Consider the following 26,538-nt stretch of genomic DNA (forward strand, 5'->3'; position numbering starts at 1 on the left):
ATTCGTTGATGAGGCGTATATGCGGGGCCGTTGCGACGTAGATCAGCGGTATATGGCGGCTTGCCAGGCTGGGCTGCTCACCAGCAGACGAGAGGGGTTCGGCCAGCCATGACCGACCAGTTGCCGATGGCAGGCAAAAGCGCCCTGATAACCGGTGCGGGTTCCGGGATCGGCCGATCCATAGCCTGGGGCCTGGCCCGGTCCGGTGCCCGTGTGGTCCTCAACGACCGGGACTGGAGCAGTACGGCCGGCCGCCGCCGGGAAAAGGAGACCCGGGAATACCTGGACGGTCTCGGCGCCGACTACCGCCTCATCGAGGCGGATGTGTCCTCGGAAGGCGCGGTGAAGGACATGTTCCAGCTCGCGCTGAGCGGAACGGGCTCGCTCGACTTTCTGGTCAACAATGCCGGCGAGCAGCTCCCCTCGGCCGCTCACCTCCAGTCCCTGGCGGATTTCTCGCGGGTCCTCGACACCAATCTGGTCGGCGCGTTCCTGTGCGCCAGGACGGCTCTGGACCACTTCGTCGGCACCGGCGTCCGCGGCGCGGTGCTGAACATCACGAGCGTCCACGAGACGGTCCCCAAGCCGGGGTTCGCCAGCTACGCGGCGAGCAAGGCGGCGCTGCGGATGCTCACCGCCACCCTGGCCCTGGAGTATGCGCGCCACGGCATCCGGGTCAACGCCATCGGCCCCGGCGCCATCGACACGGAGATGAACCGGGACTGGGTCGCCGACCGGGACAAGAAGGCCCGGGCCGAGGCGCGCATCCCGCTGGGCCGGATCGGGGAGCCCGACGAGGTGGCCGGGCTCGCCCTGTTCCTGCTCTCGGACGCCGCGCGCTACATCACCGGGCAGTCGGTCCTCATCGACGGGGGACTGAGCCTGCACACCGACTTCCAGCAGGACTGGACCTCGTGACCGGCCACCGGCCCCCCGCGGGCCCGCGGAGCCCCGTCCGGACCCGGGTCATCGCGCTCGACGGCGCCGACAACTCCGGCAAGACCACTCAGCTCAGACTGCTGCGCCGGGCGACCGGCGACGGGGTGTGCGTCGGCGGGGGCGTCCACCACTACCTTCCGCGGTGGCCGGAGCTCACCGGCGCCGAACTGGCCCACTGGTGGTTCACCGAGTCACGGAGCGAGGAACTGGTCGGGCTGCTCCTCGAAGGCTACGGCCGGCGGCTGGACGCGCTCACCGGCCGGCACCCCTGGGTCATCCTCGACCGCGGTCTGGCCACCGTCGAGGCCGCCTGCGTCGCCTCCGTGATGCTCAAGGACGGCCGCTCCGCGCGGGACGCGGAGACCCTGGTCGCGGGCGTCCGTGCCGAGGTCCTGGGCGACCGGGCCCCCGAGACGTACAGCGTGCTGCTGTCCCTGGGCCCGGCGGCCGACGGCGCCGCGCTCAGCGTCGGACGGGAGCGCGTCGCGGACGAGCGGTACCGGCGCTACCAGCACCTGCTGCACACCGCGCTGGAGACCCGCCGCTCCCGCCACGACGCGGTCATCGAGGCGGACCGGGCCGCGATCGTCGACGTACAGAACCAGCTCCGCGCCCATCTGGCCCAAGTGGGCCTCCACACCCGGCCGTTGCTGGAGGACGTCCGGCACGTCGTCGGTCTCGGGGGCCTGTCGGAGAGCGGCAAGAGCAGCGCGGGCGAGTATCTGCGCCGCCGGTTCGGCACCACCCGGCTGAAGCTGGGGTACCTCGTCGACCTGGCCGCCGCCCGGCACGGCCTCGCGACGCCGTACGAGGAGGAGCCCGGGCCGCTGGCCGAGCTGGTGGTCGACGAGCTGGACCGGTATGCCCGAGCGCACTACTACCTGCGCGACTACACCATCGAGAGCCTGCACCGGCCCGGGCTCACCCGGGAGCTGAAGCGGCTCCTCGGGGAACGGCTCAGCGTGGTCTACCTGGACGCCGCGCCGCCCGTCCGGGCCCGGCGCTCGCTCGTCGACCCCGCCGCCCTGGCCCGCAACGACGAGGTGAAGCTCTTCCGGGGAGCCGACGAGATCGCGGCGGAGTGCGACCTCCTCATCGACAACACCGGCCCCCGTCCCGGTCTGGAACTCGCGCTGGACCGGCTGATGACCGGCGCCGGCGCGTCCCCGGCCGCGGCGTCCCTGCGGATGGCCGGCCCCCTGGAGCTGCCGGCCCCGACGGCGCTGCGCCGGGCCGCGGCCACCACCTTGACGGGGCTCCGGGCCGCGCTGGGCGAGCGGCTGCTGCTGTTCGTCGTGGCGGGCAGCGTCGGATTCGGCACCGCCGACCCCGAACTGAGCGACCTCGACGTCCTGGTCGGCGTCGAGGCCGGTACCACCGCCGACCTCGCCGGCGCACTGGCGCGGCTGCGCGGCGAGCTGGACGTGAAACTCGGCGTCACCGTCCTGACCCGCCATGAGCTGCTGCTCCAGCGCTGCGATTCACGGACCTTCAGCACCCTGCACTCGCTCCAGCAGGGCCGGATCGGCTGCCAGTACGTCAGTGACGACCTGGAACTGCCGGAGTTCGGCGCCCCCCAGCGCCATCAGCAGACCATCCAGTACCTGGCGAGGACCCTGCACGAGCTCCGGCGACCGCTGCTGGGCGTCGGGACGAGCCCCTACGCCCTGTACAAGACGGTGCTGAACGCCGCCAAGATGCTGCTCCGGCTCGCCGGTGCCGAGGAGACCGACCCCAGCGCCATCTCCGCCCTCTTCGACCGGATGTTCCCCGCCCCGGACCGGGCCCGGATTCCGGGCCGCACGGAATACCGGCAGATGGGGCGCGAGGAGATCGCGGCGGTCGCCGCGTCCGTCCTGGAGTGGTTCGAACGGTACCTGGCCACCGACCCCGCACCCCCCGCCCGGCCCGCCCTCCCCGGACCCGACCGCACGACCGCAGGAGCACCACTGTGAAGATCGACGACGACGTTCCCGGCCCCGCCGAAGTGGTCCGGCCCTACCCCCGACTGGCGCCGGTGCGCAACATCGGGCCGGCAGCCGCCGAGGCGGTGGCGCCGGGACGGCTCATCGCGCTGGAAGGACCCGACGGGGCGGGCAAGACCACGCAGATCGAACTGCTGAAGGCGGCGCTGACCGAGGACGGCTGGTCCGTCCGGGTCTGCGCGTTCATCAGGAACCCGCTCATCTGGCACGCCAAGGCGCGCGGCAAGTACGACAACTGGGACCCGTACACCATGGCGCTCCTGTACGCGGCCTCGCTCACCGACCTCGTCAACCGCGAGGTGCTGCCCCACCTCGCCTCGGGCGGCGTGGTCATCATGGACCGCTACCTCTACTCCGTCATCGGCCGCTCGGAGGCCCGCGGCTGCGACCGGCAGTGGCTGAGCGCCCTGCTGGCCCCGGCCACGCTGCCGCACCGCACCCTGCATCTGCGCACCCCGGTCGCCGAGTGCTTCGACCGCAAGGCGGCCCTGGCGCCGACCTTCTCGTACTGGGAGTGCGGGGTGGACCTGCACGGCGACGACGCACTGCGCCTCGCCGGGCCCGCGGAGGCCTACCGCGACAGCTTCCTCGTCTACCAGCAGCGCGTCCAGGACATCGTGGAGGACCTACTGAAGGGCGCCGACGCGCTCGGTCTGCCCGGAGCCGAGCGGGAGGCGACGGCGGCCCGGGCCGCCGCCTGGGTGCGCGCGGGCCTGGCCGGGTCCCCGTGACCGCGCCCGCGACCGCGCTCTCCCTGCGGCAACTGCTCACCGAGCGGGCCGGGGCACGGGACTGGGCAGCCGTCGAGGCGCTCAGCGGGGTCGAGGTGCTGCCCCCGCCGCCGGGCCCGCCCGGCTCCCGCACCCCCGCCTGGCGGCACGCGCTGACGTCCTGGGGCTACCTGATCACCGGTGTGAGCGAGCTGAAGAACTCGACCTGCGGCTTCGCCCAGCGCGGCGGCCGGCCGCACTTCTTCAAGTACGTAGACGCCGGGAACGCCGTCGCCGAACTGGCCGGCTATCTGGAGTTCGGCGCCGCGGGCAACCGGGTGCCCACCCTGCTGTCCCTGCTGCGCACGGGCGCGGGGACGGTCCTGGTGTACGAGTACCTGCCCTCCATGGGGCTCGGGCGCGGCACCCTCTTCGACCTGCTGTGCCGGGCGGAGCGGGCCGGGACGCTGCTGCCCGAGCACGAGGTCGGGCCGCTGCTCGACCGTATCCGCGCGAACTGCGCCCGGCGCAGCGTGCGTTCGTCCTCGCCCATCGACGGCTTCTTCGCCCGCCGCGTCGGCGAACGGCTGATCCCCTGGTACGTCGAGCGCCGACGGCCGTGGCTGGACCGCACGGTGGTGGTCAACGGGGTGCCGCAGCCGGTGACGATGCGGCAGTGCCTGGAGGGCACCGCGGCGTACTTCGACGGCCTCGGCGAGCGTGACTGCGTGCTGTCCCAGGGAGACTTCAGCGAGACCAACGTGGGCCGGGGCGCGGTCTTCGTCGATCTGAGCAATGCCGGGCACAACGATGTGCGGGGCGAGCTCGCGACCGCCTTCTGGTCGCTCTTCCTCGGCGGCGGGTACCTGTTCCCCAAGTACCACCCCGCCGCCTACCGTTGGCGGGAGGAACCCTTTGCGGACGCCGCCCCGCTGTGCTCCGCACACCTGGACCCGCGCACCGCGACGCTCCGCGTCGACGTCGCCCACCGGCTCTCGCCCGCCCGCGCGGACCTGCTCCACCGGCTGCTGGACGTGTTCGCGGAGGCCTGCGGCCCCGAACTCCTCGACCGCCGGCTCGCCCCCTACCTGGTGATGCGGGCGGTCGGCGTCCTCGACCTCGACACCCTCGACCCCACCGACCGGGCCGTGTGCACGGCTCTGGCACTGCACTTCTGGAACGGGCGCGACGACCTCGGTACCGTCCTGCGCACACTGATCGATCATGGGAGGACCCGATGAAGTCCCGGGCCGTGGCCATCGTCCGACAGGGCGACGCCGTACTGCTGATCCACCGCCGCAAGGACGGGGCGGAGTACCACACCCTGCCGGGCGGGGGAGTCGAGGAGGGCGAGACACCCGAACAGGCCTGCGTACGCGAACTGGCCGAGGAGACCGGCCTGTCGGCGGACGTGGCCTCGCACCTGCTCACCCTCGACAACGCGGGCCGCACCGAGCACTACTTCGTGATGGGCCGGGCCACCGGCACCCCGCGCCTGGGCGGCCCGGAGAGCGAGCGGGACCACGCCGGCAACCAGTACCGGCTGGTGTGGGTGCCCCTGACCGAGGTGGCGTCCGTCGGGGTGAAACCGGCCGCCATAGTGCCTCACCTGGTCGAACTCCCGGCAACGTAGGATGTCCCTCCGTTTACCGGTTCGCGCCAGACCCCTGGAGACCAGCGGCCGGTGAGAGTTGTGCGCGTGCACGCCCGGGGGAACTGTGGAATTCTTCGTGCTCGGATCCGTGGGCATACACATCGACGGGGCCGTCGTGCCCGGCGGCCCGCCCCAGCAGCAGGCCACCCTCGCGGCCCTGGCCCTCCGATCCGGTCACGTCGTTCCCCTGCACGAGCTGATGAGCGCCGTGTGGGGCGAGACGGCACCCGGCTCCGCCGTGATGATCCTGCGTACGTACGTCTGGCGGCTGCGCAAGATCCTGGAGAGCGGCGGCTGCGATCCGCAGACGCTGACCTCCGTCAACGACGGCTACCGCCTCGCCGTGCCGCCCGCCTCGGTCGACGCCTTCCGCGCCGAGCGGCTGGCGGCCGACTCGGCACGCGCGGGCGAGGCCGGCCGCCTCGACGAGGCCGCCGCCCTGCTCACCGAGGCCGTGGCGCTGTGGCGCGGCGAGCCGCTGGCGGGCGTGCCGGGGCCGTTCGCCGAGCAGCAGCGCTCGCGGCTCTCCGAGCTGCGCCGGCAACTGCTGGAGGAGCGCTTCGCCCTCGACCTCTCGCTGGGGCGGCACACCCAGGTCATCCCGGAGCTCACCGCGTTCATCGGCGAACAGCCCTTGCGGGAGCGGCCCTACGGCTTCCTGATGCGCGCGCTCTACGCCGCCGGGCGCCAGGGCGACGCGCTCGCGGTGTTCGGTTCGGCGCGCGAGGTGCTCGCGGCCGAGCTGGGCCTTGACCCCGGCCCCGAACTGCGCGCACTGCACCGGCGCATGCTGGCCGGAGACGCCGAACTGGCCGCTCCCGCCCCGACTCCCGTCGTGGCGCCGCCCGCCCGGGAAGAGCCCGTGGACGCCGTGGCCGCGGCGCCCGTCCCGCGTCCGGCGCAGCTCCCGGCCGACATCGCCGACTTCAGCGGCCGGGCCGACACGCTCGTCGCGCTGGGCGGGGCCCTCACCGACCGGGACCGCACCGCACTGGCCGTCGCCACGGTCAGCGGTATGGGCGGCATCGGCAAGAGCGCCCTGGCCCTGCGGGTGGCCCACCGCGTGAAGGAGGAGTTCCCCGACGGCCAGCTCTACGCGGACCTGCGCGGCACGGGCGCGGACGCGGCCGACCCCGGCGTGGTCCTCGCCAGCTTCCTGTCCGCCCTCGGTGTGCCCCGCCCGGAGGTACCGGGCTCGGTGGAGGACCGCGCCCGCCTGTTCCGTACGGTCCTCGACGGGCGCAGGGTCCTGCTGCTGCTCGACGACGCGCGCGACACCGCGCAGGTCAAGCCGCTGCTGCCCGGCGCGGTGCACTGCGCGGTCGTGGTGACCAGCCGCGCCCACCTCTCCGGAGTGCCCTCCGGCACCCATGTGCAGCTCACCGAGTTCAGCCCGCAGGAGGCGCTGTCCCTGCTGCGGCACATCGTGGGCGCCCACCGGATCGACCAGGAGGAGGCCGCGGCGGTCGCCCTGGTCGGCGCCTGTGCCCATCTGCCGCTGGCCGTGCGCATCGTGGCCGCGAGGCTGGCCGCCCGGCCGGGCTGGACGGTGGCGTACCTGCTGGCCCGGCTGGCCGACGAACGGCGCCGGCTGAGCGAGCTGCGGGCCGACGACCTGGCCGTATCCGCCGTCTTCGAACTCGGCTACCGCCAGCTGACGGGCCCGCAGGCGCGGGTGTTCCGCTCGCTGGCCCCGGTCGCCTGGCCGAGTATCGGTCTGTCCGCCGCGGCGGCGGCACTGGGGCTGGGGGAGCCGGAGACCGAAACCCTGCTGGAAGCGCTGGTGGACGCCGCGCTGCTGGAGTCGCCGGAGGCGGGCCGCTACCGCTACCACGATCTGGGCCGGGACTTCGCGCTGCATCTGCCCCGGCCGGAGTCCGAGCGGGCGGCCGGGACGGACGCCCTGGTGGAGCGGCGGCTGCTGAGCCATCTGCTGCGGATGGCGGCCGAGGCGTTCCAGCGGATGGTGCCCGGCGATCCGGTGCACGGCACGATCCACGTGGTGAGCGGGGAGCCGGGGGAGCAACGGCTCGCGACCCTGGGACAGGCGCGCGCCTGGGTCGTGGCCGAGTTCGACTGCGCCCTGCACGCCGTCCAGCTCCTGGTCGCGCGGGGCGAGGGCGCGGACCCCGAGCTGCTGACGGTGGCGGCGGACCTGCTGGTGGCCCTCAGCTCCTTCGGCCAGGACATCCCGTACGGCCGGATGGCCCTCACCGCACGCTCGCTGGCGGATCTCTCGGCGCTGCACGGCAACCACCACGCGGCCGGACGCGCCCACTTCATCTGCGGCAACGCCGCACTCCAGGCGACCCAGCTGGCTCAGGCCCGGACCGAGTCCCAGCTCGCCGCCGAGGCCTGCCGACGGGCCGGTGACCGTGCCATCCTCCAGCAGGCGTACAACGACCTCGGCGTCATCGCCCAGTTCGAGCAGCGCTACGACGACGCGGCCGACCACTTCGACCAGGCCCTCGCCCTCGCCCACGAGCTGGGCAACCGCTCGGGCGGGCTGACCACCACCCTCAACGCCGCGCTGGCCCGCATCCGCGGGGGCAGGGCCGAGGAGGCGCTGCCCGCCTGCGACGAGGCGCTGGGCGCCCTGCGCGCGATGGCGGACCACCACGGGATCGCCCACGCGCTGTGCGTACGCGGTCAGGCGCTCCACGAACTGGGCCGGCTGCCGCAGGCGCTGATCGACTACGCGCAGTGCCTGGAGCTCTGCGAGGCGGAGGGGATCCCCGGCCGGCGGGCCCAGGCCCTGTACCGCTACGCCGAGACCCTGCGCGTGCTGGGGCGCGTGGAGTCGGCGCGGGAGGCGGCGGCCGGGGCGGTGGCCTACTTCCGGACCGTGCCCGGCCGGGACCGCGACCGGGGCTACGCGCTGCTGATCCACGCCCAGGTCTGCGCCGACGCCGGCCGGCACGAACAGGCGCTGGCCCACTCCCGCGAGGCGCTGGAGGTCTTCACCCGGGCCGGTCTGCCGGAGGCGGCGCAGGCGCGGCTGCTGGTGGACGCCATCGGAGCCGTACCGGTGTGAGCCGGGGCCCGGCCGCGTCGCGCGGCCGGGCCGCTCCCCCTGCCGGCCGTGCTCACGCCTTGGTGTTGAACTCCTCGTGGTCATTCTTGTGGCCCGGGTCGCCGGCCAGCGAGGTCCGTCCCGTGTCCGCCGAGTGCGTCGCCGACAGGGCCGGCGCCGTGACGGCGAGGAGCGCGGCGAGAACGGCGGGGACCAGGACGGTCAGACGGCGGGAGGCGGACTTCGGGTTGTGCTGCACGGGAGTTCCCTGTCTGTCGAAGAGGCCTACGGCTGCGACCTGGCCTGCGAGTTGTTCTGCGCGGAGTCTCGCAACGGCGCATCTATGATTCATATACGGGGCTTCATATACGCGCGCTCGGGACGCGGCCCGGCGTGATCGTGGAAGCTGTCCGCATGGACGCATCCGCCGGGGACGGCACACCGAAGCAAGCGGGCTACCGCCGGTCGACCGGGTCGCCGCGCGGTGCGGCCAGACGCCGTGACCTGCTCGACCGCGTCAGCGAGGACCTCGCCGCCAACGGCCTCGTCGACTTCTCCCTGCGGCGTGCCGCCCGCGCTGCGGGCACGACGCACAAGGTGCTGCTGTACCACTTCGAGGGCGCGGACGACCTGCTGGCGCAGGCGGTCCTCCAACTGCGTGAGCAGCGTGTCGAACGGGCGTGGGCGGTCGCCGCCGAGGGGCCCGGCCGCCGTAAGCCGTCGCAGTGGGTCCGCGCGGTGTGGCCCGACCTCGTCGGTCCGCAGGCGCGCGTGCTGGAGCAGGCGATCGGGCTGGCGATGTACGACCCGGACCGCTACGGGGCACTGGCCCGGGGGGCGTCGGAGCAGTATCTGCCCGTCCTGCTGGCGGTCTGTCCCGAGCACTGGTCCGCGGAGCGCGGGCGTGAGGTCGCCGAGATGGTCCTGGCGGCGCTGCGGGGGTTCCTGGTGGCCGCGCGGACCGGCGACGACACCGCGGGGATCGCGGCGGGCTTCGAGGCGCTGGCCCGCGCCCTGGAGCGGGAGGAGGCCGGCTGAGCCACGCGGACGGGCAGCAGACACCTGCGGCGCCCGGCGGTCAAATCCCTTCTGTGCGCGACGCGTTGATCCACGTGGACAGTATGTGAACCACGTGGTTCACTTCCTGCGTGGGGTGAGCCCCCACCACTCGGAGGTCGGCATGAGCGCGTCCCTGGAGCGCGAGAAAATCCGTTTCGTCAGTGGTGGCGTGGAGTGCGTCGCCTGGCACTGTCCCGGGACCAACCGGGCGTGCGTGATCATGGCCGCCGGGGGCGGGGTGACCAAGGAACCGGGCACCGACCCGTTCGCCCGGCGGTTCCACGAGGCCGGGTTCTCGGTCCTCGCCTTCGACTACCGGCATCTGGGGGAGAGCGGCGGCCACCCGCGCCAGGTGGTGCGGATCAATGAGCAACTGGCCGACTGGCAGGCCGCCATCGACTGCGCCGCGAACCTGCCGGAAGTCGCTCCGGACAGGTTGGTGATCTGGGGCTTCTCCCTTTCCGGCGGCCATGTCCTGCCGGTCGCGGCGCGCGATCCCCGACTGGCGGCGGCGATTGCGCAGACACCGCTCGTCGACGGGCCGAAGTCCGCGCGCGGCGCGGCCCGCCATCAGAAGCCGCTCGCCGCCCTGCGCACGATCGGCCGGGCCCTGCTCGACGCATTGGGTCAACTGGTCGGCCGTACGCCCCTGCTGGTCCCGCTCGCGGGCGAGCCCGGCACCGTCGCGCTCCTCACCACACCGGACGGCCTCGACGGCGACCGGGCGCTCAACCCGGGCAACGCCCACCCCGAGTGGCGGCAGGAGATCGCGGCCCGCACCGTTCTGCGCCTGATGACCTACCGGCCCGGCCGCCACGCCGCCCGGATCACCTGCCCGCTGCTGGTCCTCGTCTGCGACCAGGACCAGTCGGCCTTCGCCCGGCCGGCCGCCGACGCGGCCGGGCGGGCGCCGGCCGGGGAGCTCGTCCGTATGCCGGGCGGCCACTACGAACCCTTCCTCGGCGGCCATGAACGCGCCGTCGAGGCCGAGCTCGCCTTCCTCCGCCACCATCTGCCCACCGACCCGGCGCACCGCGCCACCCCCGGCATCGAGGGCGCGTCGGTCTGAGGGCGTAGCCACGCCTGACCCACCCCCTCCAGCCACCTCCCGGCCCCCTCGACGGGCCCCCGCCGCCTCCACGCGGTGGGGGCCCGTCGAGGGGGTCGCCATGCCGTGCGGGGCTTCCGCCCCGGGTGATCCGGGTCTCACTCGGGCGGTGCGACTTGGCTATGCAACGAGTTGCATAGAAGGATCGCGGTATGGCGCTCGAACACGCGATCCTCGTCTCCCTGCTGGAGAAGCCGGGCTCAGGCTATGAGCTGGCCCGGCGGTTCGAGCGGTCCATCGGCTACTTCTGGACCGCGACCCACCAGCAGATCTACCGCGTGCTCAAGCGCATGGAGAGCGACGGCCTGCTCGCCGTCCGCGAGGTGGCCCAGGAGGGCCGGCCGGACAAGAAGGAATACTCCGTCGCCGCCCCCGGCCGCGCCGCGCTCTCCCAGTGGCTGCACGAGCCGACCGAGCCCGAGAGTCTGCGGCACGACCTCGCCGTGAAGATCCGCGGCGCCGCCTTCGACGACCCGGCCGCCGTGATCCGGGAGGTCGAACGCCACCGCCAGGTGCACAGCGACCGGCTCGCCCACTACCTCGCGGGGGAGCTGCGCGACTTCACCGGCCGCGACGCGCCCGCGCCGCTCGACACCGGACAGGAGCTCCAGCACGTCGTGCTGCGGGGCGGTATCGCGTACGAGCGGATGACGATCGCCTGGCTCGACGACGTCCTCGCCACCGTCCGCCGGCTCTCCACCGGCTCCCCGGCCACCGACGACCACTGAACCCCCGACCGCGACCCCTCCCGAAAGGCGGACCTCCATGGCCGACGCCCTGCTGTTCAACCCGCGCACCTACGACCCGGCGCACTTCGACCCCGAGACCCGCCGGCTGCTGCGCGCCACCGTCGACTGGTTCGAGGCACGCGGCAAGCGGCAGCTGATCGAGGACTACCGCTCCCGCGCCTGGCTCGCCGACTTCCTGGCGTTCTCCGCCAAGGAGGGCCTGTTCGCCACCTTCCTCACCCCGGCCTCCGAGGCCTCGAACGAGGAGCAGCGCTGGGACACGGCCCGGATCGCGGCCCTCAACGAGATCTTCGGCTTCTACGGCCTCGACTACTGGTACGCCTGGCAGGTCACCATCCTGGGCCTCGGCCCCGTCTGGCAGAGCGACAACGCCGAAGCGCGCGCCCGCGCCGCCGAACTCCTCTCCCAGGGCGAGGTTTTCGCCTTCGGCCTGTCCGAGAAGACGCACGGCGCCGACATCTACTCCACCGACATGCTCCTGGAGCCGGACGGCGACGGCGGCTTCCGCGCCACCGGCTCCAAGTACTACATCGGCAACGGCAACGCCGCGGGTCTCGTCTCCGTCTTCGGCCGGCGCACCGACATCGAGGGCCCGGACGGTTACGTCTTCTTCGCCGCCGACAGCCGCCACCCGGCGTACCACCTGGTGAAGAACGTCGTCGACTCCTCCAAGTACGTGAGCGAGTTCCGCCTTGCGGACTACCCGGTCACCCCGCAGGACGTCCTGCACACCGGCCGGGCCGCGTTCGACGCCGCGCTCAACACCGTCAACGTCGGCAAGTTCAACCTGTGCACCGCCTCGATCGGCATCTGCGAGCACGCGATGTACGAGGCCGTCACCCACGCGCAGAACCGCATCCTCTACGGCCGCCCCGTCACCGCGTTCCCGCACGTGCGCCGCGAGCTGACGGACGCGTACGTACGGCTCGTCGGGATGAAGCTGTTCAGCGACCGCGCCGTCGACTACTTCCGCACCGCCGGACCGGACGACCGCCGTTACCTCCTCTTCAACCCGATGACGAAGATGAAGGTGACCACGGAGGGCGAGAAGGTCATCGACCTGATGTGGGACGTCATCGCCGCCAAGGGCTTCGAGAAGGACAACTACTTCGCCCAGGCGGCCATCGAGATCCGCGGACTGCCCAAGCTGGAGGGCACGGTCCACGTCAACCTGGCGCTGATCCTGAAGTTCATGCGCAACCACCTGCTGGAACCGGTGGACTACCCGGCCGTGCCCAGCCGCCTCGACGCGGCCGACGACGACTTCCTCTTCAGGCAGGGTCCTGCCCGGGGGCTCGGTTCCGTACGCTTCCACGACTGGCGCGCCGCCTACGACGCCTACGCCGAGCTGCCCAACGTCGCCCGCTTCCGCGAGCAGGCCGACGCGCTCTGCGAGTTCGTCACCACGGCCGCCCCCGACGAGGAGCAGAGCCGCGACCTCGACCTCCTGCTCGCGGTCGGCCAGCTGTTCGCGCTGGTCGTCCACGGCCAGCTGATCCTGGAGCAGGCCCGTCTGACGGACCTGGACCAGGACGTGCTGGACGAGCTGTTTGCGGTACTCGTACGCGACTTCTCCGCGCACGCCGTGGAGCTGCACGGCAAGGACTCGGCGACCGGGGCGCAGCAGTCCTGGGCGCTCGGCGCGGTCCGCCGCCCGGTCGTGGACGAGGCCCGTTCGGCGCGTGTCTGGGACCGGGTGGAGGCGCTGTCGGGAGCGTACGAGATGGCGCAGTGACCCCTGGGGGCGCCCGGCGGGCGCACTGAACCAGCGGTCTGTGTCTCGGCCCACCGGCGCATCGCCCGCCGGTGGGCCGAGCGCGTTTCCTAGCCCGTGAACGGGCCGTCGGTCGTGAAGCGGCGCAACTGGCGGGCGAACGCCTCGGCCTCGCCGGGCGGCCAGGAGGACAGGGCCTGCGCGATGTGCGCGGCCAGCCGTCCGCGCAGCTCCGTCACCGCCTCCCGGCCCCGCTCGGTGAGGACGAGCAGCTGGGCCCGCCCGTCGTCCGGGTCCGGTTCACGGCGTACGAGCCCGGCGGTCTCCAGGCGCGAGGCGCGGCGGGTGACGCCCGAGCGGTCGATCCCGACCTCGGGGGCCATGTCCGCCGCGCTGCGCGGGCCCGTCCGGGCCAGGGCGCTGAGCACCGGATAGGTGACCTCGTCCAGCCCTTCGCCCAGGCCCTCGGTGAGCTGCCGGTGCAACTGTTCGCGTGTGGTGCGCCGCAGCAGAATCCCCAGCGCGTCCGCGATCTCGTGTCCCACGTCGTTGTTCACCCCCGAAGAATAGCGTGCGCTGCGCACGCGTTCCTGTTAAGGTGCTCTCAGAAGCGTGCGCGGCGCACGCAAAACCTGAGAGGATCCACCATGAACCGCATCGGTATCGCCACCGCACTCCACGACCTGCTGTTCAACCGCGGCATCACCGTGGAGGAGGCGGCCGACCGCTACTTCGCCCCGGACTACCGTCAGCGCACGGACGGAGAGTGGGCCGACCGTGCCGGGTTCGTCGAGCACATCACCCATCTGCGCACCGTCGTCGCCGCCGGGCAGGTCACCGTGCACGACGAGCTGTACGACGGCGCCAAGTACGCCGATCGGCACACCGTCGACATCACCAAGACGGACGGCTCGACGGTGAGCATGGAGGTGTACGTGTTCGCCGACTTCGCCCCCGACGGCCGCTTCCGCCGCATCGAGGAGACCACCCTGATGCTCTCGGGAGGTGCCGACGACCGCAACCTCGGCAGCGCGCGCTGAGACCGGCGGTCACCGGCCACGTGAGGTCGCCGGAGGGGTGGTCCGGCGATCTCGACGCCATCGGGAGGGCAGGTCATCATGGCGAAACAATCGAAAGGATTTTTCATGCCCGACCTGCCCCAGACCCATGGATCTTCCACCGAGGCCCCCAACGCCCGTCCGCCCGGCTCCCGTTCGGAGACGCTCACCGGGACCATCGAGGTGGAGTTCCCCGAGTTCCTGACCCCGCCGCCCGAGCCGATGGGGTTACTGGCCGCCTGGCTGGAGAACAGCGTCGCGCTCGGAGTGCGGGAGCCGCGCGCACTGGCCCTGGCCACCGCCGACGCCCGGGGGCGCTCCTCCTCCCGCATCGTGGCGCTCGGCTCCGTGACGAAGGACGGCCTGGTCTTCCTCAGTCACAGCAGCAGTCAGAAAGGGCGCGAACTCGCGGAGAACCCCTGGGCGTCCGGCGTGCTCTACTGGCGCGAGACAAGCCGGCAGATCACTGTGGCGGGGCCGGTGGAGAAACTGCCCGACGCCGAGTCCGACCGCATGTGGTCCGCACGGCCCGTCTTCACCCACGCCATGTCGACCGCCTCCCGGCAGAGCCGGACCATGAACGGACTCGACGAGGTGGACCGGTTGCGCGCCACGGCAAGGGAGTTGGCGGACGCGCGGCGCCCGCTGCCGCGCCCCGCGACCTTCACCGCCTACCGACTCGTCCCCGAGACCGTGGAGTTCTGGGCCGACGGCACCGACCGCCTGCACGAACGGCTGCGCTACGACCGTACCGACGGCGGCTGGGACATCAGCAGGCTCCAGCCCTGACCGGCCGGACCGACCGGAGGCCGCCACCCGCGGCCCCCGGTCACCCGGTGCGTACGGAACCTCAGTCCACCACGACCGCCTCGATCACCGAGGCGTGCGGCGAGGGTTCCAGGACCCGCGCGACCGTGAAACCCGCCGTGGCGAGCAGCGCCTCGTACTCGGCGCGGGTGCGGCCCTTTCCGTTCAGGACCGTCATCATCAGCACGTCGATGGTCTTGCCGGGGTGCGGCTCGTTGCCCGCCGGGATCATCGCGTTGATGACCAGCAGCCGCGCGTGCGCGGGCATGGCCTCGCGGCAGGTCCGCAGGATGCGTACGCACTCCTCGTCCGGCCAGCTGGCCAGCACGTGCTTGAGGAGGTAGACATCGGCGCCGGACGGCACAGAGGTGAAGAAGTCCCCGGCCCGCGCGCTCCAGCGGCCGGCCAGCTCCGGGGTGTCGAGCACATGCCCCGCCACCACGCTCTCCAGATCGACCAGAGTGCCGTTCAGGTGCGGGTGGCGCCGCAGGACGGCGCGCAGCAGACCGCCGCGTCCGCCGCCCACGTCGACCACGCTGGTGACTCCGGAGAAGTCGACGGCGTCGACGACGTCGTTGCTGAGCGTCTCGGAGAACGCCGCCATGCTGGAGTTGAAGGCCCTGCCGAGCTCCGGGTCGGCGGCGACATGGTCGTAGAAGGGGACGCCGTACACGTTCTCGAAGGCGGTGCTGCCGGTGCGTACCGCCTCGTGGAGCTGGGCCGCCGACTGCCAGAACACGGGCTCGCCGCGCACCATGATGTAGTCGCGCAGCGAGCGCTCGGTGTCCGTGCGCAGTGGCTGAGCGAGCGGGGTGAGGTGGAAGCGGCCCTCGTCGTCCTCGCGGAAGACACCCTTGGTGGCGAGGAAGCGCAGCAGACGGTAGAGGTGGGGGCCGTCGACCCCCGCCGCCTTGGCGAGTTCGTCGGCGCCGAGCGGCCCGTCCGCCAGATGGTCGGCGACACCGAAACGCGCGGCGGTGTGCAGGGCGGCCGAGTAGAGGTATCCCAGGGAGAGTTCGAGTAACTCGCCCGTCACCTCAGGGGTCGCGGGGGAGGCGTCGTGCCGTCGCGCCCCCGTGCCGTGCGGGGTGCCGGTCGGCCGCGGAGCTCCGGTGCCTTCGGGGCGAGCGTCTGCCATCGGTGGGTCCCCTCTCTCAACCCCCGTCACCGGCAAGGGCGCAGAGGAATATGCGTACGATCGCGTGAACGGCGCCTCAGCCTACGTCCGGTGTGTCCTGTCCCGCTGGAGAGCGACGTGAGTCCTGGAAGTCGCCTTCGTGGCGAGCACCGAGGGGCAACGGGTGCAGGGGGCCGTCATGCCCTCATGTTCCTTACGCCTCTCGTGTCCCTGGTGGGTCGGCTCCCGGGTGCCCGTTACGGCAGGCGTGAGCCCAGCCGCGTCCTGAGCCACTCCAGTGCCGCGGCGCCCTGCGCGGCCTGGAAGGCGCGCACGGTCGGCAGGCCGGGCGGTGCCTCGTGCAGCGACTGGCGTATGAAATAGCCGGTCAGGGCGGCGAGAGTGGCGGTCACACCCGCGGGCTCGGCGTCCCGGCCCAGCGGGTGCGCGGTGAACACCTCGTCCGGGTCGGGGCCGCCCTGGGCACGGACGCACGGCAGCATCAGGAGCAGGTCGAACCAGGGCGCGGCCCGTACGGCGTGCGGCCAGTCGACGAAGACGACACGGCCGTCTGCCGTCAGCAGCAGGTTGTCGGCGCGCAGATCACCGTGGGCGAGGGTGTCGCCCGAGGCGGACTCGCCCCAGGGCGCGGCGAGATCGGCGAGCGCGGGCAGGTTCCGGCGCACCCAGGGGTCCAGCCGGTCCCGGCACTCCGCGCCCTCCTCGTCGAGGAGCTGCTCCCATCCCCGGAAGGACTCGGCCTCGGCCTCCGCGACGGCCGGGACGGCCACGGGCGCGGGCGTGAGGGCCGACGCGAGTTCGCCCACCGCGTCCAGGACGCGCGCCAACTCGGCCGCCCGCCAAGGAACATGGGGCTGACGCCCCTCGACGTCCTCGAAGGCGAGAGCCACCCAGGGCGCTTCGTCGTGGGTGGCCAGCAGCCGGGGCGCCGGTACGGCGGACGGCAGGGACGCGGAGATACGCGCCTCGGCACGGTGGAGCAGCGGACTGCCCGGGTTGGCCTCGGCGCTCACCGCCTTCACGAAGGCGCGCCGCCCGTCCGCCAGCCGCACCCGCGCGGCCACGCCCGGCGAGAACCCGCCCCGCTGGGTCACCGCGTCGACGACGGGAGCACCGAGCCCTGCCTCCAACCCGTGCCTGACGTGCTCGGGAACCTGTTCCCAGGCGGTGCGGACTCCGGTGGCGGGCGGTGTGGTGAGGCTCATGCGGACATGATCGGCGATGCGGTGGAGGGGACGCGAGAAGTTTTCGCGCGAGGGCGCCCGCCCGCACCCGGCCCCCGGTCTCCCGTCCCCCCTGCCCCCGGTCTCCCGTCCCCGCTCTCCCGTCGGCGGGTGGCACGGCAGCTCAGGCGCTGGTGAGGATCGTGAGCTGCCGGGTCGCGCGGGTCATCGCGACATAGCGGTCGACGGCGCCCTCGATGCCCTCGCCGAACGCCTCCGGGTCGACGAGGACGACCAGGTCGAATTCGAGTCCCTTCGACAAGGTCGGAGTCAGCGACCGTACGCGGGGTGTACCGCGGAATCCGGGAGCGCCGATGACACAGGCCACCCCCTCGCCGTGCGTCGCGAGCCATTCGTCGAGGATCGCCTCCAGCTCCGTCGCCGACCCGTGCCGGACGGGGATACCGCTGCTGCGGATGGAGGCCGGCACGTTGGCGTCGGGGAGTGCGGCCCGGATGACCGGCTCGGCGTGCGCCATGACCTCCTCGGGCGTGCGGTAGTTGACGCTCAGGGTGGCCACCTCGATCCGGTCGAGTCCGACCCGCTCCAGCCGCTCCCGCCACGACTCGGTGAACCCGTGCCGGGCCTGGGCGCGGTCGCCCACGATGGTGAAGCTGCGGGAGGGGCAGCGGCGCAGCAGCATCTGCCACTCGGCGTCGGAGAGCTCCTGGGCCTCGTCCACGACGATGTGCGCGAACGGCCCGGCCAGCGGGTCCCGTTCGGCGGTTGGCAGCGCGCTGTCGTCGATGAGGGTGTCCTGGATGTCCCGCCCGTGCAGCATCCCCAGCGCGCCTTCGCTCTCGTCGATCTCGACGTTCTGGAGCATGCTCGCCATGGCGTCGGCCCGGCGGGCGCGTTCGGTGGCGGCGGCGGCCTCGCGGCGGCTCCTGCGCGCGGACTCCCGCGCGTCGCCGAGCCGCTGCCGGGCGGCGTCCAGCAGCGGCAGGTCGGACGCCGTCCACGCCCGTGCGTCCCCGCGCTGGAGCCTGCGTACGTCATCGGCGCTCAGCCAAGGGGCGCACCTGCGCAGATACGCGGGCACCGACCACAGGTCGCCGACGAGGTCGGTGGCCTCCAGCATCGGCCAAGCGCGGTTCAGGGCGCCCATCAGCTCCCGGTTCTGGAGCAGCGCCCTGCGCAGCAGCCCGGGCGGGACCTCGTCGTCCGCCTCACCGTCGCCGTCGCTGTCGCTGTCGCCGTCGCCCTCGTACTCGTCCGTGTGCTTGTCCATGAGGATCGTCAGCAGTTCCTCGCGGATCTGGTCGCGTGCCTCGTTGTGCGGGGTGCCGGGCTCCACGGCCGCGAACGCCGCGGCCCAGTCGTCCGCGCTCAGCCATACGTCGGACCAGGGGGTCGAGACCGTCATCCCCTCGGTGGGCGGCTCCTCGTACAGGGCGACGGCCGGCTCGATCGCCTTCACCATGTCCGCGGAGGACTTCAGCCGGGCCACCTCCCGGTCGGTCTCGGCGTTCACGGAGGCGCCCTCGGCGACCAGGTCCCGTATGACGCAGGTCCGCACACCCTCCTCGCCCAGGCTGGGCAGGACGTCGGCGACGTAGTCCAGATAGGGCCGGTGCGGGCCGACGAACAGCACGCCGCCCCGACGGTGGCCGAGGCGCGGGTCGGAGTAGAGCAGATGGGCGGTGCGGTGCAGGGCCACGACGGTCTTGCCCGTACCCGGGCCGCCGTCGACGACGAGAGCGCCCCGCGAGCCCGCGCGGATGATGGCGTCCTGGTCGGACTGGATGGTGGAGAGCACGTCCCGCATCCGGGCCGACCGGTTGCCGCCCAGGCTGGCGATGAACGCGGACTGGTCGTCGAGCGCGGCGCGCCCCTCCAGTCCCTCGGAGGTGAACACCTCGTCCCAGTAGTCGCTGATCCGGCCCCCGCTCCAGCGGTACCTGCGGCGACTCGCCAGGCCCATCGGGTTGGCGTGGGTCGCGGCGAAGAACGGCTCGGCGGCCGGGGAGCGCCAGTCCACCAGCAGCCGGCGGCCCGTGCTGTCGGTGAGTCCGAGGCGGCCGACGTACACGGGCTCGGCGTCGTCCTCGCGTACGAAGTGTCCGAGGCAGAGGTCCAGGCCGAAGCGGCGCAGGGTGCGCAGACGGCCGGTCAGCCGGTGGATCTCGGTGTCCCGGTCCATGGCCTCCCGGCCCTTGCCGCCGGGCGCCCTGCGGGTGTCCTCCAGCCGGTCGGACAGTTCGGCGATCGACTGGCCGAGGCTCTCCGCGATCGCGGCGAAGTGCCGCTCGTCGCCGTCGACGAGCGCGCGGTCGGCCTTGTGGGACAGCCGCTCGGGCAGGTCGAACGCGCTGGTGGTCAGCTTGGTCATGGCAGTGGTCAGGTTGGTCATGTCAGCGGCTCCGATCCGAGGACGCGACCGTGGAGAACGACGGGGCGCACACCCGCACACCGGTGCCGGGCGCCCACGCCGGCCGCACGGGTCCTACCATCGGCTCCACGCCACCGCTCGCCCCCTGAGCCGACAACCACGGCTCGTACACCGACAACAACGCACACACGTCGCACATCCCCCTTTTGACCTGACGTTCTGAGCTCGGTGCGCGATTGTGCCCCACCTCGGGGGCCTTGCGGCAAGGCCCCCATTGCGCTATAAATTGAGAGTGGCAAGGAGTGGGAACACCTCCTTGCCATTCGTCTTTCCGGCGCCGAGGTGCGTCGCGCGCCGGTTCGGCGGAGTCTGGACACCATGCAGCGCAAGGGCGAGCCGGGCGGCGCGGACCAGGACCCGGAGGCGGTTCTCGACCAGCTCTACGGCACGCCGCCCCCCGACTTCGTGGCGCGCCGTGCGGAGCTGGCCGTCGCGGCCAAGGCAGCCGGCCGTGCCCAGGACGCGGGCCGTATCCGCGCCGCCCGCCGCCCCACCCTCGCGGCCTGGGCCGCGAACCTGCTGCTGCGCTCCCGCCCCGAGGAGAGCGAACGGTTCCTGGAGCTCGGCCAGGCGCTGCGCGAGGCCTACCGGTCGCTCGACGCCGACGGGATCAGAGAACTCAACGAGCAGCGCCGCAGTGTGGTGTCCGCGATGTCCGGGCAGGCCGCCGCACTGGCCCAGCAGAACGGCCACCGGCTGTCGGACGCGGCACGGCAGGACGTCGAGAACACCCTGCGCGCGGTCCTGGCCGACCAGGACGCGGCGGACCAGTGGGCCACAGGGCGTCTGGAGTCGGCGCTCACCCCGCCGTCGACGTTCCCTCAGACGGCCAGTGCGTCGGGCAAACCGGCCGCACGCAAGGGGGCGGCCGGACGCGAGACGGCGGCCGGACGCGAGGCGGCGGCGCCACCTCCTGCGAAGACCGCGCCCAAGGACGAACTCGCCGCCCGACGCCGCAAGCGCGACCAGGAAGCCGAGCAACGCGCTCAGGCCGAACGCGCTCAGGCCGAACAAGCCCAAGCGGAGCTCACCCGGGCCAAGGAGGCGGCGGACGCGGCCCAGCGGCGGCTGCGCGAGCGGCGTGCCGAGCACGCGCGGACGGACGAGCGGCGGCGCCAGGCACGCGACGACTACGACCGGGCCCACCGGCAGGTGTCGGCCCTGGAGCAACAGCTCCGGCGCGCCCGGGACGAGCTCCGGAAGACCGAACACGAACACCGGACAGCCGAGGACCACCACCGGACGGCCGCCCAGGCGCTGACGGAGGCCGAACGCGCGGCACGTGAAGCCGCCCGCACGGTGGAAAAGCTGCGCTGAACGGGAGGGCCCGCTGCACCGCGGCGGGGCGAAGCGCAACCGCCCCCGAAGCGCAACCGCCCCCGCCCCTAGGGGTGTCGGCGTCCCCAGGCGGAGATCATCGGAGCGGTGGCCAGGTCGAGCCGTCCGGCGGCGACGTTCGCCAGGTGGCGGTCGATCTCCTCGTCGGTGGCCAGCCCCTGCCCGGTCAGCAGATGGCGGATCTGCCGCACCGTCGCCTCCTCCAGCACGGCACACGCCGGCGAGGTGATCGGGAAGTACGCGTCGGCCTCCACCCCGTCCAGACCCGCTTCCCGGAGCACCCTGGGCAGGGTCCGCCCGTACGCGAGGTCCGCGCCGCGCGCCGCCATCAGGGTACGGAACCCGGCCCGCAGCCGGTTGGCGAGCCGCTGCTCGGGCCCCGACTCGTCCGGGCACAGCAGCGGTTGCAACGTGGGATCGGCGTCCTCCAGGAGCAGTCGGCCGCCGGGGCGCAGCGCCGAGACCATCCGGCGCAGGGCTTCGGCACGGTCGCTCACATGCGTCAGGACCAAGCGGGCGTGGACGAGGTCGAAGCCGCCGGGCGGCGGCGGATCGGCCGCCACGTCGTGGCGGAGCACCTCGACCACGCCGTCGGCGGCGTCCCGGGTCCACGACACGTCGATGTCGGTGGCGACGACCGTACCGGTCGGACCCACGCGCCCGGCCAGCCCCAGCGGCACCGAGGGGCCGCCCGCGCCGACCTCCCAGCACCGCATACCGGGGCCGATCCCGAGCCGGTCCACGTGTCGGAAGGTCACCGGATCGAAGATCTCGGCGAGGGCGCGGAAACGGACGCCCGCCTCCGACTGCCGGTTGTCCAGCAGATAGCCGCGGTCGGTGTCGTACTCAGCCTCAGCCATCCGGCGATTGTGGCAGACGGCCGGTGCGGCACCGCGTCGGGCAGTTACGGTGGACGCGTGAGTGTGAGCGTGAGCGGTGAGTCCTGGGATCCGGACGGACCGGGAGTGCTGCGACTGCCCTCCGGACGGCTGGTACGGGGCCGCGCACTGCGCCGCCCGCTCCCCGACGGCCCCACGCCCACCTACGCCGTGTATCTGCTCGGCAAACAGCCTCCGCGAGTCCCCTGGCGGGCCGAGTGGCTGCGCTGGCCGGACTTCCGGTTGCCCGGCGACCGCGCGCGAGCGGTCGAGGTGCTTCGCGAGGCCTGGGAGCGCGCGGCACGCGAACGCGTCGAGGTCGCCTGCGGCGGCGGCCGGGGCCGCACCGGCACGGCACTCGCCTGCCTGGCGGTCCTCGACGGGGTGCCCGCCGAGGACGCGGTCGCCTACGTACGGCGCGACTACGACCGCCACGCGGTCGAAACACCCTGGCAGAACCGGTACGTACGCCGTTTCGGCGGCTGACCGCCCGGAGCCCGGCGGGAATCGGCGGCGGCTGTTCAGAGCGGGGCGAGGATCATCAGGACTTCGTCGCGGTCGTCTCCGGGGGCCAGGCGAAGGGCGTCCGGCCAGCGGCCCGTCTCCTTCCAGCCGAGCCGCCCGTAGAACTCCTCCAGCCCGACACCGCCGCGCGCGGCCAGGCGGAGCTGTTCCAGCCCCATCTCGTCGCGGGCGATCTTCCGCAGGTGGTTCATGAGAGCCGCCCCTATGCCCCGGCCGCGCAGGCCCGTCCGTGTCTGGACGTGGTGGACCGTCCCCCAGTGGGCGGTGAGCTCGAAGAGCGTACGACGGACGTTCAGCCAGCCCGCCAAGTGGCCGCCGACCGAAGCGACCACGAGCCGGCTCGTCCTCGGGTCCAGGCCCGCCACGAGCGCGTCGACGGCGGGGGCGGCCTGCGCCGCGTCGATCGGCGGGAAGGGGAAACCGGCAGCCCCACCGGCGTTGGTGACCTCGATCCAGCAGTCCACGAGGGCCTGCCGGAGCTCGGGGGTGACGGCGTCGGGTGTGGTGACCTGTCGTAGGGCCAGGGGTTCGCTGTTCATACGCGGATTCTGGCACCGGCCACTGACAGCGCCGGGTGGGGGCGAGCTGCCTACGCGAGCTGCCTACGCGAGCTGTTTACGCGGGGTGCCCGGCGGTGATGTCCAGCGTCTGGTGCAGGGACAGGGGCGTGCCGCCGTTCGCCTGGACGGTGAGGGGTGCCAGGAGGAATCCGACGTGGTCGCCTCCGTCGAAGTGTTCGAGGATCTCCCCGGTGAACCAGGCCGCGGCATCCGCCAACAGGGGCGTGCCGTGGGGGCCTTCGGTCCAGGCCAGGCCGTCGAACTTGTTCACCTCGGCCCCGCACAGGGCGCCGAACCGCACGGCCAGATCGTGGTTCTGCGGCAGCAGGTGCACCGCCAGGACCGCTGCCTCCCGGGCGACCAGATAGGTGTGGTTGGAGGTGGAGAGCCAGACGACGAACCGCTCGGGCTCCAGGGAGCACTGGCCGGCGAAGCCCACCAGACACCCGGCCCGCCGTCCGCCCGCCGACGCGGTCACCACGTAGACGGGAGAGTCGACCAGCTTGGTGAAGTCGTCGAAACTCACCTGAAGCCTCCTTGATTCCGGGTCCTCGATCGAGGATACGCACGCGCTCGCCGCCATATCGTCGTCCCGACATGCGCCGCGGCGGCGCGCCCTGCCCCGGACGGCCCGTCCCAGCACGCACAATGGCCGCACACCGAAAGCGGAGGTTGGTATGCCGGGATTCCTCGACCGGGCCAAGGAACAGGCCCAGTCCGCCCTCACCCAGGGAAAGCAGAAGGTGGACGAGGTCCAACAGCAACGGGCCGGGAACGACCTGCTGAAGAAGCTCGGGGCGGCCTACTACGCCGAACGGCGCGGCTCGGGCACCGCGGAGGCGACCCAGCAGGCGCTGAGCGCGCTGGAAGCCCATATCGCGACGCACGGGGACGCCTTCCTGCGCGGTTAGCGGGACGGTGCCGCGGCCGACCCGGCCCCGCGCCCGGCGTCGCATACCGGTCGTCGTATGCCGGTCGGCTGCCGGAGGAAGGTGCTACTCCTCCGCGCGCGGGGCCCGCCCCGTCGCCCTCCTGACGTGCCGGTGCCCGTCGAGGGGGAACTTCGGCGGCCACGCTGGGAGAATCCGGTCGAAGGCGTACCCCGTCTTCTCCGCGACGCGGCACGATGCCCCGTTGTCCACCTGGTGAAGCAGTTCGAGGTGCTCCAGGCCGGCGGCCCCGAAGGTGTCGAACGCCCAGGCCGTGACGGCTTCCAGGGCGCGCGGGGCCACGCCGCGACCGCGTGCCGCCGCTGCTGTCCAGTACCCGACCTCGGCGCCCCGGCCGCCCACGGCCACGTCCTTGAGCGCCACATTGCCCACCAGCCGCGCCGGCTCCGGGCCACGGGCCGTTTCGAGGACCGCGAAGCCGAACCGGCTGCCCGTCGCCCAGCCCTCCTCCTGCCTCCGCATCCACCGCCGCACATCGTCCTCGCTGTCCAGCGGGGCGGTGGCACCACGGCGCAGGGCGGGATCCCGGTACGCCTCGATCAGGGCGGGAATGTCGTCCGGGCACCACGGGCGGAGAGTGAGCGCGGGCGCGGTCGGCGTCGGGCTGGCCGTGAGGATGACGGAGGCGTTCACCGGCCAAGCATAGGGCGGGGGCGGGCAGCGCACGCGGCCGAGGAGTCCGACGCGTACGCCCGGGCGTGAGGCCGGGAAGGGGCCGCCCCTCGGCCGCTCCGCGCGGCGCCGGAAAACGCATGGACCGCGGGCGCACGGGCGCGGGACACTCGTGTGCTCACCTGCCGGTCCTAGCACAGGGGTGGGATGGGATCATCAGAATCGCGCGAGGGCATGACGAGCAGGGGCTCGGTGCTCCTCGCCCTGCGCTACTACGGGCGCGAACTGGCCCGGCTGCGGCGGCTGACCGTGCCGGCGCTGCTGCTGCCCGCGCTCGGGAACATCGGCCTCCAGTACGTGGCGCCCCTAGTCGTCGCCAAACTGGTCTCCCGCATGGCCGGGCAGGGCGACACCGTCGGTATCGGGTCGATACTGCCGTACGTCCTGGGCTTCGCCGGGGTGCTGCTGTTCGCGGAGGCGCTGTGGCGCGTCGGGCTGCACTGTCTGAACCGGCTCGACGCGCGCGGCATCGAGCACCTCTACGTGATAGCCATGGACGAGCTGTTCGCCAAGGACGCCGCCTTCTTCCACGACAACTTCGCCGGGTCGCTCACCAAGCGCGTCCTGAGCTTCGCCACCCGCTTCGAGGACTGCGTCGACACCCTGACGTTCAGCGTGGTCGGCAGTTTCCTGCCACTGGCCTTCGCCTCGGTGGTGCTCTGGAGTTACGACCCGCTGCTCGTCCTCGGGCTCCTGACGCTGATCGTGTTCACGGCGTTGTGCGCGGCGCCCCTGATCCGCCGACGCCAGGCGCTGGTGGCCGAGCGCGAGCGGGCCATCGCCCGGGTGTCGGGCCATGTCGCCGACAGCCTGATGAACATGGACACCGTCAGGGCCTTCGCCGCCGAGGAGCGCGAGGCGGCCGAACACCGTCTGCGTGTCGCGGAGTCGCGGCGCCTGACCCTGCGGTCCTGGGACTACGGGAACCTGCGCATCGACACACTGGTCGCCCCCCTGTCCGTACTGACCAATGTGCTGGGCCTGGTGCTCGCCGTCGGGCTCGGGGGCGGCGAGCACGGGGTCGAGGCGGTCATCGTCGCCTTCACGTACTACGCCAACGCGACCCGGATCATGTTCGAGTTCAACCAGATCTACCGCCGTCTGGAGAGCTCGATGACGGAGGCGTCGCAGTTCACGGAGCTGCTCCTGGAGCCGCCGACCGTGCTGGACCCCGCCTCGCCCCAGCCACTGCCCGCCCGGGCCGGCGATGTGCGCTTCGAAGGGGTGACGTTCGCCCACGCGGGCGTGAAGCCGCTCTTCGAGGGCCTGGACCTGGCGGTCCCCACCGGGACGAAGATCGGTCTCGTCGGCCGGTCCGGCGGGGGCAAGACCACGCTGACCCGGCTCCTGCTGCGGATGACGGACGTCGACGGCGGGCGGATCCTGGTCGGCGGCCGGGACATCAGTACGCTGCGCCAGCGCGAACTGCGCGGGCTGATGGCGTACGTCCCGCAGGACCCGGCGATGTTCCACCGCACGCTGCGGGAGAACATCGCCTTCGCCCGGCCGGCCGCGACCGACGAGGAGATCCGCCGCGCGGCCGAGGCAGCGCACGTCACGGAGTTCGCCGACGCGCTGCCCGACGGCTTCGACACCATGGTGGGCGAGCGTGGGGTGAAACTCTCCGGCGGCCAGCGCCAGCGCGTCGCGCTGGCCAGGGCGATCCTGCGCGACGCGCCGATCCTGCTGCTCGACGAGGCGACCAGCGCGCTGGACTCCGAGAGCGAGATCCTCGTGCAGGACGCGCTGTGGCGGCTGATGGACGGGCGTACGGCGCTGGTGGTGGCGCACCGGCTGAGCACGGTCGCCACCATGGACCGGCTGGTCGTCCTCGACCGCGGCCGGATCGTGGAGCAGGGCACACACCACCAACTGCTCGCCGCCGAAGGTGCCTACGCGAAGCTGTGGCAGCACCAGTCGGGCGGCTTCCTGGACGGCGCTCCCGAGCGGGCGGACCGGCGCTGAGTCGGGGGCGGGGGGGGGGGGGGGGGGGGGGGGGGGGGGGGGGGGGGGGGGGGGGGGGGGGGGGGGGGGGGGGGGGGGGGGGGGGGGGGGGGGGGGGGGGG

At 72.9% G+C, this 26,538-nt stretch carries 25 protein-coding genes; 16 read left to right on the top strand and 9 right to left on the bottom strand.

The features are described from left to right. Positions 1 to 108 precede the first annotated feature (108 nt). The 6 genes from ACZ5ID_RS31450 (at position 109) to ACZ5ID_RS31475 (ending at position 8,322) form a co-directional block, all read left to right on the top strand. Entirely contained in the window at positions 109 to 918 is an 810-nt protein-coding gene (locus tag ACZ5ID_RS31450) for a glucose 1-dehydrogenase (protein WP_468904663.1), read from the top strand. Then, complete coding sequence (locus ACZ5ID_RS31455; protein ID WP_468904665.1) at positions 915 to 2,894, top strand: hypothetical protein; 1,980 nt, start codon at positions 915 to 917, stop codon at positions 2,892 to 2,894. Before ACZ5ID_RS31450 ends, ACZ5ID_RS31455 begins: the two co-directional genes overlap by 4 nt. Beyond that, positions 2,891 to 3,655: a dTMP kinase gene (locus ACZ5ID_RS31460; RefSeq protein WP_468904667.1), complete on the top strand. Its 765-nt coding sequence runs from the start codon at positions 2,891 to 2,893 to the stop codon at positions 3,653 to 3,655. The genes ACZ5ID_RS31455 and ACZ5ID_RS31460 overlap by 4 nt, the downstream gene beginning before the upstream one ends. Then, positions 3,652 to 4,875 (top strand): hypothetical protein, encoded by a 1,224-nt coding sequence (locus tag ACZ5ID_RS31465; RefSeq protein WP_468904669.1) that lies wholly within the window; start codon positions 3,652 to 3,654, stop codon positions 4,873 to 4,875. Before ACZ5ID_RS31460 ends, ACZ5ID_RS31465 begins: the two co-directional genes overlap by 4 nt. Next, positions 4,872 to 5,267 carry an NUDIX domain-containing protein gene (locus tag ACZ5ID_RS31470; RefSeq protein ID WP_468904671.1) on the top strand — a complete coding sequence of 132 codons (396 nt, stop codon included), beginning with the start codon at positions 4,872 to 4,874 and terminating at the stop codon, positions 5,265 to 5,267. Before ACZ5ID_RS31465 ends, ACZ5ID_RS31470 begins: the two co-directional genes overlap by 4 nt. A gap of 97 nt (positions 5,268 to 5,364) precedes the next feature. After that, a complete protein-coding gene (locus ACZ5ID_RS31475) occupies positions 5,365 to 8,322 on the top strand; it encodes an AfsR/SARP family transcriptional regulator (RefSeq protein WP_468904673.1) in 2,958 nt (985 codons plus the stop codon). Between the two features lie 52 nt (positions 8,323 to 8,374). Here the strand turns inward: ACZ5ID_RS31475 and ACZ5ID_RS31480 are convergent, their stop codons facing one another. Further along, positions 8,375 to 8,560 carry a hypothetical protein gene (locus ACZ5ID_RS31480; protein ID WP_406553053.1) on the bottom strand — a complete coding sequence of 62 codons (186 nt, stop codon included), beginning with the start codon at positions 8,558 to 8,560 and terminating at the stop codon, positions 8,375 to 8,377. 155 nt (positions 8,561 to 8,715) lie between these two features. Here ACZ5ID_RS31480 and ACZ5ID_RS31485 point away from each other — a divergent pair, with 155 nt between their 5' ends. The 4 genes from ACZ5ID_RS31485 (at position 8,716) to ACZ5ID_RS31500 (ending at position 12,952) form a co-directional block, all read left to right on the top strand. Beyond that, a complete protein-coding gene (locus ACZ5ID_RS31485; RefSeq protein ID WP_468904676.1) occupies positions 8,716 to 9,339 on the top strand; it encodes a TetR/AcrR family transcriptional regulator in 624 nt (207 codons plus the stop codon). A gap of 142 nt (positions 9,340 to 9,481) precedes the next feature. Further along, complete coding sequence (locus tag ACZ5ID_RS31490) at positions 9,482 to 10,429, top strand: alpha/beta hydrolase (RefSeq protein WP_468904678.1); 948 nt, start codon at positions 9,482 to 9,484, stop codon at positions 10,427 to 10,429. A gap of 191 nt (positions 10,430 to 10,620) precedes the next feature. Beyond that, positions 10,621 to 11,196 (top strand): PadR family transcriptional regulator, encoded by a 576-nt coding sequence (locus tag ACZ5ID_RS31495; RefSeq protein ID WP_468904680.1) that lies wholly within the window; start codon positions 10,621 to 10,623, stop codon positions 11,194 to 11,196. A 37-nt stretch (positions 11,197 to 11,233) separates the two neighbouring features. Beyond that, positions 11,234 to 12,952, top strand: a complete 1,719-nt coding sequence (locus ACZ5ID_RS31500) for an acyl-CoA dehydrogenase family protein (protein ID WP_468904683.1) — start codon at positions 11,234 to 11,236, stop codon at positions 12,950 to 12,952. 89 nt (positions 12,953 to 13,041) lie between these two features. Here ACZ5ID_RS31500 and ACZ5ID_RS31505 read toward each other — a convergent pair whose 3' ends face one another. After that, on the bottom strand, positions 13,042 to 13,488 hold the full coding sequence (locus ACZ5ID_RS31505; protein WP_468904685.1) for a MarR family winged helix-turn-helix transcriptional regulator: 447 nt from the start codon (positions 13,486 to 13,488) through the stop codon (positions 13,042 to 13,044). A gap of 90 nt (positions 13,489 to 13,578) precedes the next feature. Here ACZ5ID_RS31505 and ACZ5ID_RS31510 point away from each other — a divergent pair, with 90 nt between their 5' ends. Both ACZ5ID_RS31510 and phzG read left to right on the top strand, forming a co-directional pair. Further along, positions 13,579 to 13,971: a nuclear transport factor 2 family protein gene (locus tag ACZ5ID_RS31510; RefSeq protein WP_468904687.1), complete on the top strand. Its 393-nt coding sequence runs from the start codon at positions 13,579 to 13,581 to the stop codon at positions 13,969 to 13,971. A 105-nt stretch (positions 13,972 to 14,076) separates the two neighbouring features. Next, positions 14,077 to 14,778: a phenazine biosynthesis FMN-dependent oxidase PhzG gene (phzG, locus tag ACZ5ID_RS31515; protein WP_468904690.1), complete on the top strand. Its 702-nt coding sequence runs from the start codon at positions 14,077 to 14,079 to the stop codon at positions 14,776 to 14,778. Between the two features lie 61 nt (positions 14,779 to 14,839). On the opposite strand, the gene ACZ5ID_RS31520 is transcribed toward phzG, so the two are convergent. The 3 genes from ACZ5ID_RS31520 to helR form a co-directional block, all read right to left on the bottom strand. Then, positions 14,840 to 15,934, bottom strand: a complete 1,095-nt coding sequence (locus ACZ5ID_RS31520) for a methyltransferase (protein ID WP_468904693.1) — start codon at positions 15,932 to 15,934, stop codon at positions 14,840 to 14,842. Positions 15,935 to 16,170: 236 nt separating this feature from the next. Further along, entirely contained in the window at positions 16,171 to 17,139 is a 969-nt protein-coding gene (locus tag ACZ5ID_RS31525; RefSeq protein ID WP_468904695.1) for an aminoglycoside phosphotransferase family protein, read from the bottom strand. Positions 17,140 to 17,281: 142 nt separating this feature from the next. Beyond that, complete coding sequence (helR, locus tag ACZ5ID_RS31530) at positions 17,282 to 19,489, bottom strand: RNA polymerase recycling motor ATPase HelR (RefSeq protein ID WP_468904725.1); 2,208 nt, start codon at positions 19,487 to 19,489, stop codon at positions 17,282 to 17,284. A gap of 378 nt (positions 19,490 to 19,867) precedes the next feature. On the opposite strand from helR, the gene ACZ5ID_RS31535 reads away from it, so the two are divergent. Next, complete coding sequence (locus ACZ5ID_RS31535) at positions 19,868 to 20,866, top strand: hypothetical protein (RefSeq protein ID WP_468904697.1); 999 nt, start codon at positions 19,868 to 19,870, stop codon at positions 20,864 to 20,866. A gap of 68 nt (positions 20,867 to 20,934) precedes the next feature. Here ACZ5ID_RS31535 and ACZ5ID_RS31540 read toward each other — a convergent pair whose 3' ends face one another. Next, positions 20,935 to 21,747, bottom strand: a complete 813-nt coding sequence (locus ACZ5ID_RS31540; protein ID WP_468904699.1) for a class I SAM-dependent methyltransferase — start codon at positions 21,745 to 21,747, stop codon at positions 20,935 to 20,937. Positions 21,748 to 21,804: 57 nt separating this feature from the next. Between ACZ5ID_RS31540 and ACZ5ID_RS31545 the strand changes: the two genes are divergently transcribed. Further along, complete coding sequence (locus ACZ5ID_RS31545; RefSeq protein ID WP_468904702.1) at positions 21,805 to 22,251, top strand: phosphatase domain-containing protein; 447 nt, start codon at positions 21,805 to 21,807, stop codon at positions 22,249 to 22,251. 35 nt (positions 22,252 to 22,286) lie between these two features. Here ACZ5ID_RS31545 and ACZ5ID_RS31550 read toward each other — a convergent pair whose 3' ends face one another. Together ACZ5ID_RS31550 and ACZ5ID_RS31555 are read right to left on the bottom strand one after the other, a co-directional pair. Further along, positions 22,287 to 22,829 (bottom strand): GNAT family N-acetyltransferase, encoded by a 543-nt coding sequence (locus tag ACZ5ID_RS31550; RefSeq protein ID WP_468904704.1) that lies wholly within the window; start codon positions 22,827 to 22,829, stop codon positions 22,287 to 22,289. A 76-nt stretch (positions 22,830 to 22,905) separates the two neighbouring features. Continuing rightward, complete coding sequence (locus ACZ5ID_RS31555) at positions 22,906 to 23,376, bottom strand: flavin reductase family protein (RefSeq protein WP_468904707.1); 471 nt, start codon at positions 23,374 to 23,376, stop codon at positions 22,906 to 22,908. 151 nt (positions 23,377 to 23,527) lie between these two features. Here ACZ5ID_RS31555 and ACZ5ID_RS31560 point away from each other — a divergent pair, with 151 nt between their 5' ends. After that, positions 23,528 to 23,761 (top strand): hypothetical protein, encoded by a 234-nt coding sequence (locus ACZ5ID_RS31560; RefSeq protein ID WP_468904710.1) that lies wholly within the window; start codon positions 23,528 to 23,530, stop codon positions 23,759 to 23,761. An 84-nt stretch (positions 23,762 to 23,845) separates the two neighbouring features. On the opposite strand, the gene ACZ5ID_RS31565 is transcribed toward ACZ5ID_RS31560, so the two are convergent. Continuing rightward, positions 23,846 to 24,433, bottom strand: coding sequence for a GNAT family N-acetyltransferase (locus ACZ5ID_RS31565; protein WP_468904712.1), 588 nt, complete (start codon positions 24,431 to 24,433; stop codon positions 23,846 to 23,848). 213 nt (positions 24,434 to 24,646) lie between these two features. Here ACZ5ID_RS31565 and ACZ5ID_RS31570 point away from each other — a divergent pair, with 213 nt between their 5' ends. Further along, positions 24,647 to 26,437, top strand: a complete 1,791-nt coding sequence (locus tag ACZ5ID_RS31570; protein WP_468904714.1) for an ABC transporter ATP-binding protein — start codon at positions 24,647 to 24,649, stop codon at positions 26,435 to 26,437. Positions 26,438 to 26,538 lie beyond the last annotated feature (101 nt).

Source organism: Streptomyces sp. NPDC031670 (assembly GCF_055580545.1).

Excerpts from the sequence above, each read along its gene's own strand:
- ACZ5ID_RS31450 (WP_468904663.1), top strand. The coding sequence starts at position 109 with ATGACCGACCAGTTGCCGATGGCAGGCAAAAGCGCCCTGATAACCGGT.
- ACZ5ID_RS31470 (WP_468904671.1), top strand. The coding sequence starts at position 4,872 with ATGAAGTCCCGGGCCGTGGCCATCGTCCGACAGGGCGACGCCGTACTG.
- ACZ5ID_RS31485 (WP_468904676.1), top strand. The coding sequence starts at position 8,716 with ATGGACGCATCCGCCGGGGACGGCACACCGAAGCAAGCGGGCTACCGC.
- ACZ5ID_RS31490 (WP_468904678.1), top strand. The coding sequence starts at position 9,482 with ATGAGCGCGTCCCTGGAGCGCGAGAAAATCCGTTTCGTCAGTGGTGGC.
- ACZ5ID_RS31495 (WP_468904680.1), top strand. The coding sequence starts at position 10,621 with ATGGCGCTCGAACACGCGATCCTCGTCTCCCTGCTGGAGAAGCCGGGC.
- ACZ5ID_RS31500 (WP_468904683.1), top strand. The coding sequence starts at position 11,234 with ATGGCCGACGCCCTGCTGTTCAACCCGCGCACCTACGACCCGGCGCAC.
- ACZ5ID_RS31510 (WP_468904687.1), top strand. The coding sequence starts at position 13,579 with ATGAACCGCATCGGTATCGCCACCGCACTCCACGACCTGCTGTTCAAC.
- phzG (WP_468904690.1), top strand. The coding sequence starts at position 14,077 with ATGCCCGACCTGCCCCAGACCCATGGATCTTCCACCGAGGCCCCCAAC.
- ACZ5ID_RS31520 (WP_468904693.1), bottom strand. The coding sequence starts at position 15,934 with ATGGCAGACGCTCGCCCCGAAGGCACCGGAGCTCCGCGGCCGACCGGC.
- ACZ5ID_RS31525 (WP_468904695.1), bottom strand. The coding sequence starts at position 17,139 with ATGAGCCTCACCACACCGCCCGCCACCGGAGTCCGCACCGCCTGGGAA.
- helR (WP_468904725.1), bottom strand. The coding sequence starts at position 19,489 with ATGACCAAGCTGACCACCAGCGCGTTCGACCTGCCCGAGCGGCTGTCC.
- ACZ5ID_RS31535 (WP_468904697.1), top strand. The coding sequence starts at position 19,868 with ATGCAGCGCAAGGGCGAGCCGGGCGGCGCGGACCAGGACCCGGAGGCG.
- ACZ5ID_RS31540 (WP_468904699.1), bottom strand. The coding sequence starts at position 21,747 with ATGGCTGAGGCTGAGTACGACACCGACCGCGGCTATCTGCTGGACAAC.
- ACZ5ID_RS31550 (WP_468904704.1), bottom strand. The coding sequence starts at position 22,829 with ATGAACAGCGAACCCCTGGCCCTACGACAGGTCACCACACCCGACGCC.
- ACZ5ID_RS31560 (WP_468904710.1), top strand. The coding sequence starts at position 23,528 with ATGCCGGGATTCCTCGACCGGGCCAAGGAACAGGCCCAGTCCGCCCTC.
- ACZ5ID_RS31570 (WP_468904714.1), top strand. The coding sequence starts at position 24,647 with ATGACGAGCAGGGGCTCGGTGCTCCTCGCCCTGCGCTACTACGGGCGC.